The organism is Asticcacaulis excentricus CB 48, assembly GCF_000175215.2.
Taxonomy (GTDB): domain Bacteria; phylum Pseudomonadota; class Alphaproteobacteria; order Caulobacterales; family Caulobacteraceae; genus Asticcacaulis; species Asticcacaulis excentricus.
This window is the reverse complement of the sequence record NC_014816.1, coordinates 53,761-68,489: the sequence shown is the minus strand read 5'-3', so window position 1 is coordinate 68,489 and position 14,729 is coordinate 53,761. Positions and strand designations below refer to the sequence as shown.

Here is a 14,729-nt window from a genome sequence, read left to right as displayed (position 1 = left end):
AAGCGAAGCATCGCAGACTCGCTCCATACGCGAATCTGAGTGATGAGCCATGACGGAAACCCTCGAACTGTACGGATTGCTGAGCGATCTGGTCGAAGCGGCGCTGAACGGCCTCAATCTGTGGCCGGCGCTGCTGGCTGGCCTGATCTCAGCTCTCCTGATCTGGTTCCCGGTGGCGGCACGCACGCTGATCGCCCTGTGTCTGACCCTCGTTTTCAGTAGTCTCTGGCCCTTGTTGCACGGCCTGCCAGCCCTTGCACCGGACTTCGGTGAACCAGAATACAGCATCCAGTTTGCGCTTATGGCGCTGGTGGCCATTGGGCCTGTCTGGCTGACTGAAGTGCTGGGTCTAAGGCGATTAACTCAGCGAAAGCCCAGAACGTCCTGCATATCGTAAAGGCCGGGCGATTGCGCCGCAGCCCACAACGCCGCCTCGACAGCCCCCCGCGCGAACAAGGTGCGATCGCGTGCCGAATGCGACAGGGTGATGACTTCGTCTTCGGCGGCAAACAGCACGCTGTGTTCGCCGATAATGCCGCCGCCGCGAATGACCGAAAAACCGATCGTCCCGGGTTCACGCTGTCCCGTCAGGCCATCGCGCGCCGCCACACGTACCTCATTAAGATTTACCCCACGCCCGTCGGCAGCGGCGTCTCCCAGCATCAGGGCTGTTCCTGACGGCGCATCGACCTTGCGCTTATGGTGGGCCTCCAAGACTTCGATGTCCCAGGCGTCCGGACCGAGCTTTGCCGCCGCCTGCCTCACCAGCCCCATCAGCATATTGACACCCAGAGAGAAGTTCCCCGAACGCAGTAAGATATTGCGGCTACCATAGGCTTCAAGGGCGGCAATCTGTTCAGGCATGAAGCCGGTCGAACCGATGATGTGCGCTAAGGGCTTGGCGCGCCTCTGCCCTTCCTCGGCGCAGGCTTCGGCCAGAGCCAGAGTCGCTGCGGGAGTGGTGAAATCGATCACCGCATCGGCCTGCGACAGGTCGATAGCGTCGCCCTTGTCGAAGGTGGTAGCGACGATCAATTCGCGCTCATTGAGTACACGGATGACGGCCTGACCCATGCGGCCCCTGGCCCCGGCAACGGCAAAACGAATCTGGGTCATGATAACTCCGGGCGTTGATAAGCTGCCCGCTCCTCTAGGGAGCGGGCGCGAATAAGTCAAATCCGGCGACGGGTGTTCCCGCGCCGGATTTGTCCACTTAAATCCTTGAAAAACGTATTGCGGGTCAGCGCAAGACGTTTCATGAGGCCTTATGCGGTTCCGGTGATGTCGTCCCAGAACCGCTTGGCCTTATGCATGAAGCCCTGTGACTGCGCGTAGGACTGTGCCTCGGCGATCTCGGCAAATTCCTTCATCAGTTCCTTCTGACGGGCGCTCAGGTGCTTTGGTGTTTCGACGAACAGTTCGACCAGCAAGTCACCTCGCTGTTTCGAATTGAGCACCGGCATGCCCTTGCCCTTGATCTTGACCTTGTGTCCGGTCTGCGCGCCTTCGGGGATGGCGACCTCGAGCTTGCAGGTGCCGTCGCAGCCTTCGCCGCCCATCAGGCATGGCACCTCGACCTCGCCGCCCAGAACGGCAGTCGGCATGGGAACCGGGATCTGACAGTGCAGGTCTGCGCCATCGCGCTCGAATATTTCGTGCTCGGCCACCGACAGGAAGATGTAAAGGTCGCCACGCGGCCCGCCACCCGCGCCGGCCTGACCTTCGCCGGACAGGCGAATGCGTGCGCCGTCATCAACGCCGGCAGGGATACGCACATTCAGCTTGCGATTGGCGCGTACCTGACCATGGCCGTGACAGTTGGTGCAGGGCTCCTTGATCACCTGACCCTGACCGTTACAGGTCGGGCAGGTGCGTTCCACGGCGAAGAAGCCGTTGGAGGTCCGCACACGGCCTGCGCCACCGCAGGTATGGCAGGTGACGGGTTTGGTTCCGGCCTTCGCCCCTGAGCCCTTACAGACTTCGCAGGTCAGGGTCGTCGGCACGTTCAGTTCGACATCTGCACCCTTATAGGCCTGTTCCAGCGTAATTTCGTAATCATAGCGTACATCGGGGCCACGTTGCGGGCCCGAGCGGCGGCCACCGCCCCCGCCACCGAAAATGTCGCCAAACATCTCCGAGAAGATGTCTTCGACATTGCCGAAGCCCTGTCCGCCAAAGCCACCTTGACCGCCGAAGCCGCCGCCGCCCTGACCATTGACGCCGGCGTGTCCGAAACGGTCATAGGCCGCGCGCTTGTTGGCGTCGGACAGGACCGAATAGGCTTCATTGACTTCCTTGAAACGTGCCTCGGCCTGATCATCACCCTGATTGCGGTCAGGGTGGTGCTCCATCGCCTTCTTGCGGAAGGCCGATTTCAGCGTCGCATCATCCGCATCGCGGGCCACGCCCAGAATTTCGTAATAATCACGCGCCATTGTACTCAGCAGTCCTTTAAGCGCATTCCGAAAAGCCGCCTTGCAGGTTTCGGACTCAGATGCGCGATAAACATAACCCAAGCCCCCGCCTGGGATGCCTGCAACATTCACACCGGCAACATATCCGATGTTATAAAAAACTCAAAAAAAGGGGAGCCCAACCGAAATCAGACTCCCCCCTTTTGTCTTGTCAAAGCGCTGGCTTACGCGCTCTTCTTGCCGTCGCCGTCGACTTCTTCGAACTCGGCATCGACGACGCCGTCATCGGCCTGAGCCTCGTCACCGGCTTCGCCCGCGCCTTGAGCGGCGTACATGGCTTCACCGAGCTTCATCGAAGCGGTCAGAAGCGCCTGATGCTTGGCCTTGATGTCTTCGACGTCTTCGCCGTCCTTGGCCGTCTTAAGATCGGCGATGGCGGTTTCGATGGCGGTCTTGTCTTCGGCGCCGACCTTCGAACCAAAGTCCTTCAGGGCCTTTTCCGTCGAGTGAACCAGAGCGTCGGCCTGGTTGCGGGCTTCGATCAGCGCCTTGCGCTTTTCGTCTTCGGCCTTGTTGGCCTCGGCCTGCTTGATCATCTCCTCGATATCCGAGTCGCTCAGGCCACCATTGGCCTGAATACGGATCGAGTGCTCCTTGTTGGTCGCCTTGTCCTTGGCATTGACGTTGACGATGCCGTTGGCGTCGATGTCGAACGTGACTTCGATCTGCGGCACGCCACGCGGTGCGGGCGGAATACCGACGAGGTCGAACTGACCCAGAAGCTTGTTATCCGAAGCCATCGGACGCTCGCCCTGGAAGACGCGGATGGTCACGGCCGACTGATTGTCGTCGGCGGTTGAGAAGGTCTGCGACTTCTTGGTCGGGATTGTGGTGTTGCGCTCGATCAGCGGGGTGAACACGCCACCCAGCGTTTCGATCCCCAGCGTCAGCGGGGTCACGTCGAGAAGCAGAACGTCCTTGACGTCGCCTTGCAACACGCCGGCCTGAATAGCGGCACCGAGCGCCACCACTTCGTCCGGGTTCACACCCTTGTGCGGTTCGCGACCAAAGAAGGCCTTCACGGCTTCAACGACCTTGGGCATACGCGTCATGCCGCCGACGAGGACGACTTCGTCAATGTCCGAAGCCTTCAGACCGGCATCTTTCAGCGCCTGCTGGCAGGGAGCGATGGTCTTCTGGATCAGGTCCTCAACGAGGCTTTCGAGCTTCGCGCGGGTCAGCTTGAGGTTCAGGTGCAGCGGGCCGGACGCGTTCATCGAGATAAAGGGCAGGTTCAGGTCGTATTGCGCGACCGTCGAAAGCTCCTTCTTGGCCTTTTCGGCCTCTTCCTTGAGGCGCTGCAGGGCCAGCTTGTCGGAACGCAGATCGACGCCGTTTTCCTTCTTGAACTCGTCAGCGAGGTAATCGACGACGCGCATGTCGAAGTCTTCACCACCGAGGAAGGTGTCGCCATTGGTCGACTTCACTTCGAAGACGCCGTCACCGATTTCGAGGACCGAGACGTCGAACGTACCGCCACCGAGGTCATAGACGGCGATCTTCTTACCGTCGTTCTTGTCGAGGCCATAGGCCAGAGCGGCGGCGGTCGGCTCGTTGATGATGCGCAGAACTTCGAGGCCGGCGATCTTGCCGGCATCCTTGGTGGCCTGACGCTGAGCGTCGTTGAAGTAGGCCGGAACCGTGATGACGGCTTGGGTGACGGTTTCGCCCAGATAGGCTTCGGCGTCTTCCTTCAGCTTTTGCAGAATGAAAGCCGAGATCTGTTGCGGCGAATAGTCCTTGCCGTGGGCCTTGACCCAGGCGTCGCCGTTCGGGCCTTTGGAGATTTCATAGGGCACCATGCCCTTGTCCTTCTGGACCATCGGATCGTTATAGGTACGACCGATCAGGCGCTTGATAGCGAAGAAGGTATTGGAAGGGTTAGTGACCGCCTGACGCTTTGCGGGCTGCCCGATCAGGCGCTCCGAGTCGTCCACGATGGCGACCACCGACGGCGTGGTGCGAACGCCTTCGGCGTTTTCAATGACCTTCGGGTTCTTGCCGTCCATAACGGCGACGCACGAATTGGTCGTACCAAGGTCGATACCGATGATTTTAGCCATGAGTCCAGATTTACTCCGTTTAAGGCAATGGGCTTTTGAGGCCTTTTGAAGATAAGCACCCCGCTTGTCCATCCCCGGTGAGATGAATTTTACCAATTTTGGAAGCCACCGTTGATTTCGGCGCCCCCAAATCTGCAACCGATATAAGGGGCGCATGGCGGCCTGCAAGAGGGGCCCCGGCAATGCTGGCAATATTTTTAGGGTTTTTCAAAACGCGGTCATAAAAACGGTCCGTATTGCAGTGGCCCTACTCCTGTTGTTAGGTAGGCCATACAAAGACAGATGCCGGGAGACTTGCCGATGACCATGAACACTCTGCCCCTTACGCGCCCCGAAGGGAGCGAACCGCAGGATTTCCACGTCAGTCGCCGCGGCATAGCCGGGTTGTTCTTTGCGGGCTATGCACTGGGCGCCGGGACCGCCGCGGCCCAATCACCCGTGTCCACGCCTTCGACCGGTCTGATCGCTAAAGACCTGACAGTGCCGACCGATAGCGACTACGCTATCCCCGCCTATATCGCCTTGCCCCAGGACGCCAAGCGACGTCCAGTGGTGCTGGTCGTCCCGGAGATCTTCGGACTGCACGACTACCTGCGCGATGTCTGTCGCCGCCTGGCATATCAAGGTTATGTGGCCCTGACGTTTGATCCTTTCGCGCGCAAGGGCAATGCGGCAGCTTTGAAAGACACGGCCGAAATCCGCAAGCTGGTCGAAACCGCGACCAATGAGCAGGTGATGGGCGATCTGAAAACCCTGATCGCCTGGTTGAAAACCAACCCCGATGTGGGACAGTCAAAGGGCGTGTTCGGCAAGACAAAGTTCGCCGACACCTCGCGCATCGGCATTACCGGTTTCTGTTGGGGCGGCGCGGTAACTTGGATGGCGGCGTCTTCCATCCCTGACATCAAGGCGGGCGTGGCATGGTACGGGCGTCTGGAGCGTCCGGCGGCGACCGATTTCCTCGGCAAGGAAGACCGTCAGTGGCCGATCGACCGCGCCTCCGGGCTGCGTCGCCCGGTTCTGGGTCTCTATGCCGGTCAGGACGGCGGTATTTCATTGGAAAGTGTTGAGCGCATGAACGCAGCGCTCAAAGCGTCTGGTAAGACCCCCAGCTATATCAAGGTCTATAAGGACGCCAAGCACGGCTTCCATGCCGACTACCGCGCCCTTTATAACGAGACAGCCGCAAAGGAAGGCTGGGCCGAATTGCTCAAGTGGTTCGGGACATATTTGTAAGCCAAATTCCCGTCAGACAGGTCAGTTTACCTCCCCGCAAGCGGGGAGGTATTTCGTCTGTTACGCCTGCGTATTGACTGTGCCGCCAGAGGCGGTATCGCTGCCATTATAAGCCCCGTTGGCGGCGCTGGCCGTTTTGGCCGCTGTCACGACCATGGCAGGGCGGATCGTGCGGCCGAACAGTTCATAGCCCGCCTGCATGACCATCAGGACGCTGCCACCCTCAACCTCAGTGGAAGGTTGCTCCATCACGGCTTGATGGAAGTTGGGATCGAACTTGTCGCCCTTGAGCGGTGCAATTTTCTTGACACCGTTCTTTTCAAAGGCCCCGGCCAGTTCCTTTTCCGTCATCTCGATACCGGAGACGAAGTTTTTGAACGCCGGGTCTTCGACCTGCCCCGGGACAGCCTGAAGCGCGCGTTGCAGCACGTCGGCCACGCCCAGAAGGTCGCGCGAAAAGCGCTGGATGGCATAGGCGCGCGCGTCATTCATTTCGCGCTCGGCGCGGCGTTTGACGTTTTCGGCCTCGGCAGCATATCGCAGCGCCTGCTCCTTGAGTGCGGCGTTTTCGGCCTGAAGCTGCTCCAGCGCCGCGTTCAGCGTGTCGATGGCGTCATTGGCGAACGGGGCGTCTTGTTCAGTATGTTCTTCGCTCATTACTCTTTAGACTCTGTGGGTTAGGGCCGTTCCTGCTCCAGCAGGCGGCCGAGGATTTTCGCGGTGTAATCCACAAGTGGGATGATGCGCGCATAATTCAACCGGGCGGGCCCGATGACGCCGATGGCGCCGACGACCTTCTGGGTCTGACCGCCCATCATATAGGGCGCTGCAATAACAGCCGAACCGGACAAAGAAAACAGTTTCGATTCTGATCCGATAAAAATTCTTACCCCCTGTGCCGAACGCACATTGTCGAGCAGGTTGATAAGCTCTTCCTTTTCTTCCAGGTCCTCGAACAGGGCGCGCACCCGCTCCAGGTCTTCAAGTGCCGAAGCCTCCAGCAGATTGGCCTGCCCCCGCACGATCAAGGCACGCTTATCCGTCTCGCCGCCCGCCCAGGCGGCCAGTCCGCGTGCGATAAGACCGGTTGCCGCCTCATTGAGGAGTTGACGCTCGGCCTCAAGCTCGGCGCGCAGGTCGTGCCCGGCCTCGCTGAGCGTGCGCCCCCTAAGGCGCGTACTGAGATAGTTGGAGGCTTCGATCAGGTCGGCAGGCGTTACCCCCGGATCAAGCGTCATCAGTCGATTTTCGACCCGCCCGTCATCGAAAACCAGCACCGCCAGCGCCTGATCAGGGGCCAGCTTGATGAATTCGACATAACGCACCCCGGCCTCAAACGAAGGCGTCATGACCACACCCGCCCCACCCGCCAGCCCCGACAGCAGGTTCGAGGCTTCGCGCAGGGCGCTGTCAAAGGTCATGCCTCTGGCTGTCAGGCGTGCTTCGATCTCGCGCTTGGCGTCCTGGGCCACGTCGCCGACCTCCAGCAGGCCATCTACGAACAGGCGCAGACCCTGATGCGTTGGCATACGCCCGGCGGAAATATGTGGCGCACTGAGCAGGCCCAGTTCGGCGAGATCGGACAGGGTGTTGCGGATCGACGCCGGGGACAGGGCAATTCCACCCTTCGACAGGGTGCGCGACCCCACCGGCTCCCCGGTTTCTAGATAAGACTCGACGACTTGACGAAATACCTCACGCGCCCGCGTGTCCAGTTCGGTCAGCGAGGCCGTGCCACTCATCAGGGTCGAGAGCGATGTCTTCATGACATAAGGATATAGAAGCCTTTGCGCGCTTGTGAAGAGGCTTCGCATGAGGCGTCGCATTTGCCGCCAAATTGCCACGATTGCAGGGCTGCATAGGGACACCTGAACGGGGAGGTTTTGATGCAAAAAAAAGTCTTTATGACGGTCGCGGTGGTGGCGCTGATGGGCGCCGGTATCGCTCAGGCCAATGACGTAGTGACCCTGACCAAGCCCCCCGTGTTCAAAACGCGTACCGACACTGCGACGAGCGAAATCCCCAGTGCGTACAAGCCGAAACCAAAAGCTAAAACCAGTGATTTTGAGCCCCTCAGAGGACCTTGGCGCGTCACCAAGTCGCTGAAAGACAAGGGCAAGGAGCCGGTCGATGAGGACGGCAACACCTATGCCTGCGTTGATAAAGACTGCAAGGTCTCGCGCAAGGTCGACGAAAAGCGGGATTAGATAACGGCTGCAGTGCGCTTTAGGTGTTCGCGGATACCCGTCGGATTAACAGGCCAAGGCCGCTCACCATCAGGCCGGGAATAAGCCAATAGGTCGCATTCCAAGCCACGATTTCGAAAACGAGGAGACTTTTCCATAAGCCTGCCAGAGCAAGGTGGGCCAGTGGGATTGCAATCCCCAGCGGAAGGGCAAAAAACGCAAAGCGCCGACCTCGGATTAAGACCCCGACAAACAAAACGATCCAGCCTGCAAACAGGCTCAGTAAGAACGGCGTATAGTCAGTCTGTACGACGGTTAAAGAGACAATATCCCCCGACATGACCCCTCCTTTTTTTGTCACAATAGCTGTGGCAAGCGACGAGTCAACGATAGGGTTTGGCGACATTGGAGGGCGGATTTAAGTCGGCCTCTTGTGTTTATATTCGTGTTTAGGGGGCCTGAGACAAAAACCTTTGCCGAAGCGAACCTATGCTGGTAGGCACGTCCGCATCTAATGGAGGTCCACGCCATGTCGCAATTCGACGCCCTGAACGCCTTGAAAACCTTTCGCCCGTCCAACCGTCAGGCGGATCAGTTACGCAAGGTGACGCTGGAAACCGGTGTGACGCGTTATGCCGAAGGCTCGTGTCTGATCACGGTGGGCCATACCAAGGTGCTGGCCACGGCGTCGGTGGAACAGGGCGTACCGCCCTTCCTGAAGGGCAAGGGGCAGGGTTGGGTGACGGCGGAATACGGCATGTTGCCGCGTTCGACCCACACCCGTTCGCGCCGAGAAGCCGCTGCCGGCAAGCAGTCGGGCCGCACGCAGGAAATCCAGCGCCTGATCGGGCGCTCGTTACGCGCTGTCGTCGATCTCAAGGCGCTGGGTGAGCGCCAGATTACGCTCGATTGCGATGTGATTCAGGCCGATGGTGGGACACGCTGCGCCTCAATCACCGCGGCCTGGGTGGCCTTATCTTTGGCGTGCGACAAGCTTTTGGAGCAGAAGCTGATTTCCGCAAGCCCGATTATTGATCAGGTCGCGGCCGTGTCCTGCGGCGTCTTTGAAAATGTGCCGGTGCTCGACCTCGACTACGACGAGGATTCGACTGCAGAGACGGATTCGAACTTTGTGCTGACCGGTTCAGGGCACATCGTTGAAATTCAGGCTACCGGCGAAAAGCGCGGCTTCTCACGCGACGAGTTCAACACCCTGTTCGACCTGGCGACCCAAGGGGCGACGGAACTGTTTGCCCTGCAACGCGAGGCGGCGGGCAAGTAAAACCTATTCTTCGTCCTTTATGACCAAGAGATCGCCGGGCGTGCAGTTGAGCGCCCGGCACAGCGATTCCAGAGTGCGCAGCCGTACGGCCACGGCCTTCTGATCGCGCAGCAATTCCAGATGCCGCACAGCGATCCCTGTCCGGTCGGACAGTTCGACCAGAGACAAACGCCGCCGCGCCAGTTGCTCGCTCAGACAGATGGTTACACTCATATGGTCAGATTGGCTTCGGCCCTCAGCCGCGCCCCTTCCTTGAACACTTCGGCCAAAACGAAGACGACCAGCACCGAAAACCATGCCGTCACAGCCCGCATCCCATAGACGGGCTCCACCGGCATTTTAAGTATGGCCTCAGCCAGAGCGCGCGACGCATAGGAATAAAGCTCTACTCCGGCCAGTCCGAAGCCGATCCAGCGAAGGCGCAGCGTATTGTCCGGGTGGAAGACATCACCTTCGGCCAGGGTGCGAAAAACCTGTCGTGTCCAACGCATGATCAGCAGATAGCCTGAGAGTGACACCGCGAAGGCCAGCATAAGGATCGCCTGCTGCGTGCCGTTGATCTGCGCCACCATCTTCATGCGCGCCATCACTTCGGCGGCAAGCGTTGGCACTGACAACAAACACAAGGCGGCGATCCCCACGGCTACGATCATAGCGAACAGGCCGTAATAGACGACATCGAGGGCCGTCTTGAGCAGGCTGGAAATCGAACGCGGGCCCAGAAAACGCATGAGCTATCCTATGCCGAGGAATGAAAACGATCTCTGCCACAAAAAATGGTCATCGCCAAATTACGGCTTTTTCATTGCGCGCAGCATAGGCTACACAGTCCGCAAACGGAGACTTCTCATGTCGATTTCGCTTGTTGCCGGTCAGAAGCTGATTGCCGCTACCCACAATCCGGGCAAGGCGCGCGAAATCGACAGCCTACTCAATGGCCGGTTTGAGGTTGTCTCGGCGGGCAGTCTGGGTCTTCCGGAGCCGGATGAGACGGAAAACAGCTTTATCGGCAATGCCATCCTCAAGGCGCGCCATGCGGCAATGGCGGCGGGTCTGCCGGCTCTGGCCGACGATTCAGGCCTGAGCATCGCCGCCTTAAATGGTGATCCGGGTATTTACAGCGCCCGCTGGGCCGGGCCGCAGAAGGATTTTCCGCGCGCCATGGAAATCATCCACCACAAGATGATTCAGGCGGAGGTCCATAATCCCGAGACCTATTCCACGCGGGCGTGGTTTACTTCGGCTCTGGCCGTCGCCTGGCCCGAAGGCCACGCGGTCGTCTTCGAAGGCGTGGTGCATGGCAATATTGTCGCCCCGCGCGGCGACAAGGGATTCGGTTACGACCCCATCTTTCAGCCGGATGGCTATGAGATCACCTATGCCGAGATGGATGACGTGCTGAAAGACAGCCTCAGCCACCGCCATCTGGCCTTCGAACAGTTGAAGGCATGGCTGTTCTGACATCCGCCCCCGTCGCTCTCTATATCCACTGGCCGTACTGTTCGCGCATCTGTCCCTATTGTGATTTCAATGTAACGCGCGATCGTGGTCAGGCCGACACACAAAATGCCCTCTTTGAGGCGATCCGTGCCGATCTGAGGATGCAGGCGTCGTGGCTGGGGCCGCGTCGTCTGGTCTCGGTTTTTTTTGGCGGTGGTACGCCTTCGCTGATGAAGCCCGACTGGGTGGCGGCTGTGATCAACGAGGCTAAAACCCTGTTTCCGGTTACTAATGATATCGAAATCACGCTGGAGGCTAATCCGACGGATGCCGAAATCGCCCGTTATCGCGCCTTTCAGGCGGCGGGCATTAACCGCCTGTCGATCGGGATCCAGTCGCTGAATGACGCGGCGCTGCGTTTTCTGGGGCGCAATCATTCGGCACGCGAAGCGCTCATGGGATTAGAGACAGCCCTGTCTGTGTTTGACCGGGTGTCGCTGGACCTGATCTACGCCCTGCCAGACCAAAGTCTTGAAAACTGGGAAGATGAGCTGCGGCGGGCGGCCCATCTGGGTGTCGAACATATCTCGCCCTATCAACTGACTATCGAATCCGAGACCGCCTTCGGGCGGGCAGCCCGGCGAGGGCAGTTACGCATTCCCGACCCGGAACGGGGTGAAGCCTTCTATGATCAAACCCAGTCTGTTCTGACCGAACTGGGCTATGAGGCCTATGAGGTGTCCAACCATGCACGTGGTAAAGAGGCGCGTTCGAAGCACAATATAAACGTCTGGGAAGGCGTGGACTATGTGGGCATAGGACCAGGCGCGCATGGTCGCCTGACGTTTGACAAGGCGCGTCACGCCACGGTCGCTGAGCCTGATCTCAAAGCCTATATCGCGCGTGTCCGCGAAACCGGCCACAGCGTGACGCGCGAACCCTTATCACCCGAAGAGGCCAGCGAAGAGGCGCTGATGCTGGGGTTGCGTCTGATTGAAGGTGTGCGGCTTGAACGCATTGCCGGGCTGCCGCTGAACAAAAGCGATGAGCTGATTGCCGGGGGCTTTCTCGAAGCGACGCGGGAGCGTCTACGCGCTACGCCGAAGGGCCGGGTTGTACTCGACCGGCTGCTCCTGGAGCTTTTGTCATAATTTTTGCCGTTTTGCCGCGTAAACAAGAGGTAGATAGGGGGCTTCCCATGCACAAATGGCGCAGAATTCTGATCGTTTTGACGGTTTTGGTGGTCGTCATCGGCGGTCTTGTGTGTTGGGATGTCTATCGGGCGCAGGTCGTGGCCATCGACACTCTGACCTATGCGAGTTCCGGTAAGGTGTCCCGTGTCGAACCCCTTATCGACGGCACGTCTATCACCAACCGCCTCTACAGCGACATCGCCCCTTATGAGGTGGTCCCCGTTGCGGCACCAAAGCCTGCCGAACAAAAGGGAGGCTTGCTGCAACGGATGTGGGACAAGGGCGCGTCGCTACTTGGTGGCAAACAAAAACCCGCCCCTGAGCCGGAACCCGAAAAGACCATCGACCTGCACCTGTGTGCCCAGACGGCCGGCGAGGCGCAGGGGTTTGTTACCCTGCTCAAATACCTAAAACCGCAACCGGCCAAACTTAACTGGAAACCCGATCCGCGCATCCGTTACGGCAGCTTTGCGGCGCGCCAGTACCGTATCAGCGGTGACGACTATCTGGTGGTGTCGCGCAACGGCCTCGACTGGAAGGTCACGGGCCTGGAGCTGAGTGTGGCGCGGCGCAAGGCACTGGCGCGTACCTGCGCGGGCATTATTTAGGCTTTCCAAACGGCGGCCCATGCGCCAGATAGGGGCATGAGCGATTTCTTTGCCCCACAGCCCCGCCCTGTCGAAGGGGGGCTCTATATCATTGCCACGCCGATCGGTAATCTGCGCGACATCACCTTGCGCGCGCTTGACGTGCTGCGCGCTGCCGACGTGGTGTTGTGCGAGGACACACGGGTGACGGGCAAGCTGCTATCGGCCTATGACCTCAAGAAAAAGCTGATCCGCTACGATGACCATTCGGGGCCGCAAGTTATTCCGGAAATCCTGACCCGCCTGCACGCCGGTGAGATCGTGGCCCAGGTCTCCGATGCCGGGACGCCTCTGGTGTCTGATCCGGGGTTCCGACTGGTCAACATAGCGTTGGAAGCGGGCGCACGGGTCCATCCTATCCCGGGTCCCTCGGCGGTGATGGCGGCTCTGTGTCTGGCCGGATTGCCGACAGACCGCTTTATGTTTGCAGGGTTTGTGCCCAACAAATCATCAGCTAGGAAGACCTTTCTGTCCGATTTTAAGGCCCTTGAATCGACAGTCGTTTTCTTTGAAACCGGTCCCCGCCTTCACGAGTCTCTGAGCGATATGCGCGCCGTTCTGGGCGAGCGTCCGGCTGCCGTGTGCCGCGAACTGACTAAGCTTTATGAAACCTGCGTGCGCGGCACGCTCGGTGAACTGATCGACTGTCGCGAACTTCAAGAACCGAAGGGCGAGATTGTGGTGCTGATCGGGCCGGGTCAGGCCGAGGCAACCTCTGCCGACGATCTGGATGCGGCCATAATTGACGCGTTGAAAACCCTGCCGCCGTCCGAAGCTGCGGCTTTGCTGGCGCAGAAGTTCGACCTGCCGCGCAAGGTTATCTACAAGCGGGCGCTGGATTTGAAATGACATAGCGCCGCGCCCAGGAGGTTGACCACCGCCCCTAGGCTACACAAACGCGGGCATCTGAGCCAATGGCGCGCCCCTCCATCTCCTTTTTGGCCGGCCACTGCATTTTAGAGTTTGGTCTAAACCTAGGAAGGTGAAAACCGCCCTTCTAGCTTGCGCGGCCAACGCCTTGACGTCATTGACGCCAAACAGCGCTACCCCGTTGCGCAAGCCCCTGACCGGCCCAACTCCCTATATAGGGTGATCTCTATTTCGTGGCGCCACGCCAAGTGCGCCAGCTGCGCGAGGCTTTTGCCGATGGAATCTCACTGCGGTCCCCTTGTGCTGCCGCTCAGGCTCTATACATAGGGGGCAAGAAGCGAGAGATAGCCCTATGACCCTGCGCGTTGCCGTCCAGATGGACCCCATCGAAAACATCAATATCGCCGGGGATACGACCTTCCTGCTGATGATGGCGGCGCAGGCGCGCGGACACGAACTGTGGGTCTACGAGCCGCAACACCTCTCGTTGGAAGATGGCAAAATTTTTGCCCGTGCGCGTAAGGTAACGCTTAGGCCGGTCAAGGGCGACCACGTTACGGCGGGGACGCATCAGAAACTTAATCTGGGTAGCGATGTCGATGTGGTGCTGATGCGTCAGGACCCGCCATTCGACGTGGCCTATATTACCGCCACCTATCTTTTGGAAATGATCCATCCGAAGACCCTGGTCGTCAATGATCCACGCAGCGTGCGGGATTGTCCGGAAAAGCTGTTCGCTCAGCATTTTCAGGGCCTCCAACCGCCGACCTTGATCAGCGCCGATCCTGAGGCCCTGCGGGATTTTCAGCAACGCCACGGCGATGTGATCCTGAAACCCCTGCATGGGGCGGCCGGTGGCGGCATCATCAAGCTCAAGGCGGATGACCGCAATCTTGACGCCCTGATCGAACTGCATGCGGCGATTGGCCGTGAGCCTCTGGTGCTGCAAAAGTTCATCCCGGCAGTCTCGGCGGGCGACAAGCGTATCATTCTGGTCGATGGTGAGGTGGTCGGGGCCATCAATCGCGTACCTCAAAAGGATGCCGTGCGTTCCAACCTGCGCGTTGGCGGCACGGCGGCCCCCACGACGCTGACGCCCCGTGATCTGGAAATCTGTGCGGCGGTGGGACCGGCTCTGCGTGAACGGGGTCTGATCTTTGTGGGGCTTGACGTCATTGGCGATTATCTTACCGAAATCAACGTGACCTCGCCCACGGGTGCGGTGCAGCTTAAAGCCTTTGACGGCATCGATGCCGGGGACGCTTTATGGAGCGTGGTGGAACGTAAGCTGTCCACAGCCAAGGTGTAGAATTTAAAGGAAAATATCCGAGATTTCGT

17 protein-coding genes are annotated in these 14,729 nt (G+C 59.4%); 9 read left to right on the top strand and 8 right to left on the bottom strand.

Going from position 1 to position 14,729, the window contains the following annotated elements; genetic code table 11:
* Positions 1 to 49 precede the first annotated feature (49 nt).
* A complete protein-coding gene (locus ASTEX_RS00285; protein WP_013477597.1) occupies positions 50 to 397 on the top strand; it encodes a hypothetical protein in 348 nt (115 codons plus the stop codon).
* Here the strand turns inward: ASTEX_RS00285 and dapB are convergent.
* The 3 genes from dapB to dnaK form a co-directional block, all read right to left on the bottom strand.
* On the bottom strand, positions 364 to 1,116 hold the full coding sequence (gene dapB, locus ASTEX_RS00280; protein WP_013477596.1) for a 4-hydroxy-tetrahydrodipicolinate reductase: 753 nt from the start codon (positions 1,114 to 1,116) through the stop codon (positions 364 to 366). The two genes, ASTEX_RS00285 and dapB, sit on opposite strands and share 34 nt — an antisense overlap.
* A gap of 149 nt (positions 1,117 to 1,265) precedes the next feature.
* The gene (gene dnaJ, locus ASTEX_RS00275; protein WP_013477595.1) at positions 1,266 to 2,435 is read right to left on the bottom strand and encodes a molecular chaperone DnaJ; all 1,170 of its coding nucleotides are present in this window, start codon (positions 2,433 to 2,435) and stop codon (positions 1,266 to 1,268) included.
* Positions 2,436 to 2,638: 203 nt separating this feature from the next.
* Complete coding sequence (gene dnaK / locus ASTEX_RS00270) at positions 2,639 to 4,537, bottom strand: molecular chaperone DnaK (protein ID WP_013477594.1); 1,899 nt, start codon at positions 4,535 to 4,537, stop codon at positions 2,639 to 2,641.
* 300 nt (positions 4,538 to 4,837) lie between these two features.
* Here dnaK and ASTEX_RS00265 point away from each other — a divergent pair, with 300 nt between their 5' ends.
* Complete coding sequence (locus tag ASTEX_RS00265; protein WP_013477593.1) at positions 4,838 to 5,773, top strand: dienelactone hydrolase family protein; 936 nt, start codon at positions 4,838 to 4,840, stop codon at positions 5,771 to 5,773.
* Positions 5,774 to 5,833: 60 nt separating this feature from the next.
* On the opposite strand, the gene grpE is transcribed toward ASTEX_RS00265, so the two are convergent.
* Entirely contained in the window at positions 5,834 to 6,430 is a 597-nt protein-coding gene (grpE, locus tag ASTEX_RS00260; protein ID WP_013477592.1) for a nucleotide exchange factor GrpE, read from the bottom strand.
* 20 nt (positions 6,431 to 6,450) lie between these two features.
* Positions 6,451 to 7,539 carry a heat-inducible transcriptional repressor HrcA gene (hrcA, locus tag ASTEX_RS00255; protein WP_013477591.1) on the bottom strand — a complete coding sequence of 363 codons (1,089 nt, stop codon included), beginning with the start codon at positions 7,537 to 7,539 and terminating at the stop codon, positions 6,451 to 6,453.
* Between the two features lie 120 nt (positions 7,540 to 7,659).
* Here hrcA and ASTEX_RS00250 point away from each other — a divergent pair, with 120 nt between their 5' ends.
* Positions 7,660 to 7,980 (top strand): hypothetical protein, encoded by a 321-nt coding sequence (locus ASTEX_RS00250; RefSeq protein ID WP_013477590.1) that lies wholly within the window; start codon positions 7,660 to 7,662, stop codon positions 7,978 to 7,980.
* Positions 7,981 to 7,999: 19 nt separating this feature from the next.
* Here the strand turns inward: ASTEX_RS00250 and ASTEX_RS00245 are convergent, their stop codons facing one another.
* A complete protein-coding gene (locus ASTEX_RS00245) occupies positions 8,000 to 8,299 on the bottom strand; it encodes a hypothetical protein (RefSeq protein WP_013477589.1) in 300 nt (99 codons plus the stop codon).
* A gap of 189 nt (positions 8,300 to 8,488) precedes the next feature.
* On the opposite strand from ASTEX_RS00245, the gene rph reads away from it, so the two are divergent.
* On the top strand, positions 8,489 to 9,241 hold the full coding sequence (rph, locus tag ASTEX_RS00240; protein WP_013477588.1) for a ribonuclease PH: 753 nt from the start codon (positions 8,489 to 8,491) through the stop codon (positions 9,239 to 9,241).
* A gap of 3 nt (positions 9,242 to 9,244) precedes the next feature.
* On the opposite strand, the gene ASTEX_RS00235 is transcribed toward rph, so the two are convergent.
* Complete coding sequence (locus ASTEX_RS00235; protein ID WP_013477587.1) at positions 9,245 to 9,454, bottom strand: helix-turn-helix domain-containing protein; 210 nt, start codon at positions 9,452 to 9,454, stop codon at positions 9,245 to 9,247.
* A complete protein-coding gene (locus ASTEX_RS00230; protein WP_013477586.1) occupies positions 9,451 to 9,972 on the bottom strand; it encodes a DUF2975 domain-containing protein in 522 nt (173 codons plus the stop codon). Before ASTEX_RS00230 ends, ASTEX_RS00235 begins: the two co-directional genes overlap by 4 nt.
* A gap of 118 nt (positions 9,973 to 10,090) precedes the next feature.
* On the opposite strand from ASTEX_RS00230, the gene ASTEX_RS00225 reads away from it, so the two are divergent.
* The 5 genes from ASTEX_RS00225 to gshB all read left to right on the top strand — a co-directional run bounded on the left by ASTEX_RS00225 (position 10,091) and on the right by gshB (position 14,700).
* Entirely contained in the window at positions 10,091 to 10,702 is a 612-nt protein-coding gene (locus ASTEX_RS00225) for a non-canonical purine NTP pyrophosphatase (RefSeq protein WP_013477585.1), read from the top strand.
* The gene (gene hemW / locus ASTEX_RS00220; protein ID WP_013477584.1) at positions 10,690 to 11,832 is read left to right on the top strand and encodes a radical SAM family heme chaperone HemW; all 1,143 of its coding nucleotides are present in this window, start codon (positions 10,690 to 10,692) and stop codon (positions 11,830 to 11,832) included. The genes ASTEX_RS00225 and hemW overlap by 13 nt, the downstream gene beginning before the upstream one ends.
* A 47-nt stretch (positions 11,833 to 11,879) precedes the next feature.
* On the top strand, positions 11,880 to 12,482 hold the full coding sequence (locus ASTEX_RS00215) for a hypothetical protein (RefSeq protein ID WP_013477583.1): 603 nt from the start codon (positions 11,880 to 11,882) through the stop codon (positions 12,480 to 12,482).
* 36 nt (positions 12,483 to 12,518) lie between these two features.
* Positions 12,519 to 13,370 (top strand): 16S rRNA (cytidine(1402)-2'-O)-methyltransferase, encoded by an 852-nt coding sequence (rsmI, locus tag ASTEX_RS00210; RefSeq protein WP_013477582.1) that lies wholly within the window; start codon positions 12,519 to 12,521, stop codon positions 13,368 to 13,370.
* 373 nt (positions 13,371 to 13,743) lie between these two features.
* Positions 13,744 to 14,700 carry a glutathione synthase gene (gene gshB / locus ASTEX_RS00205; RefSeq protein ID WP_013477581.1) on the top strand — a complete coding sequence of 319 codons (957 nt, stop codon included), beginning with the start codon at positions 13,744 to 13,746 and terminating at the stop codon, positions 14,698 to 14,700.
* The last annotated feature ends 29 nt before the right edge of the window (positions 14,701 to 14,729 follow it).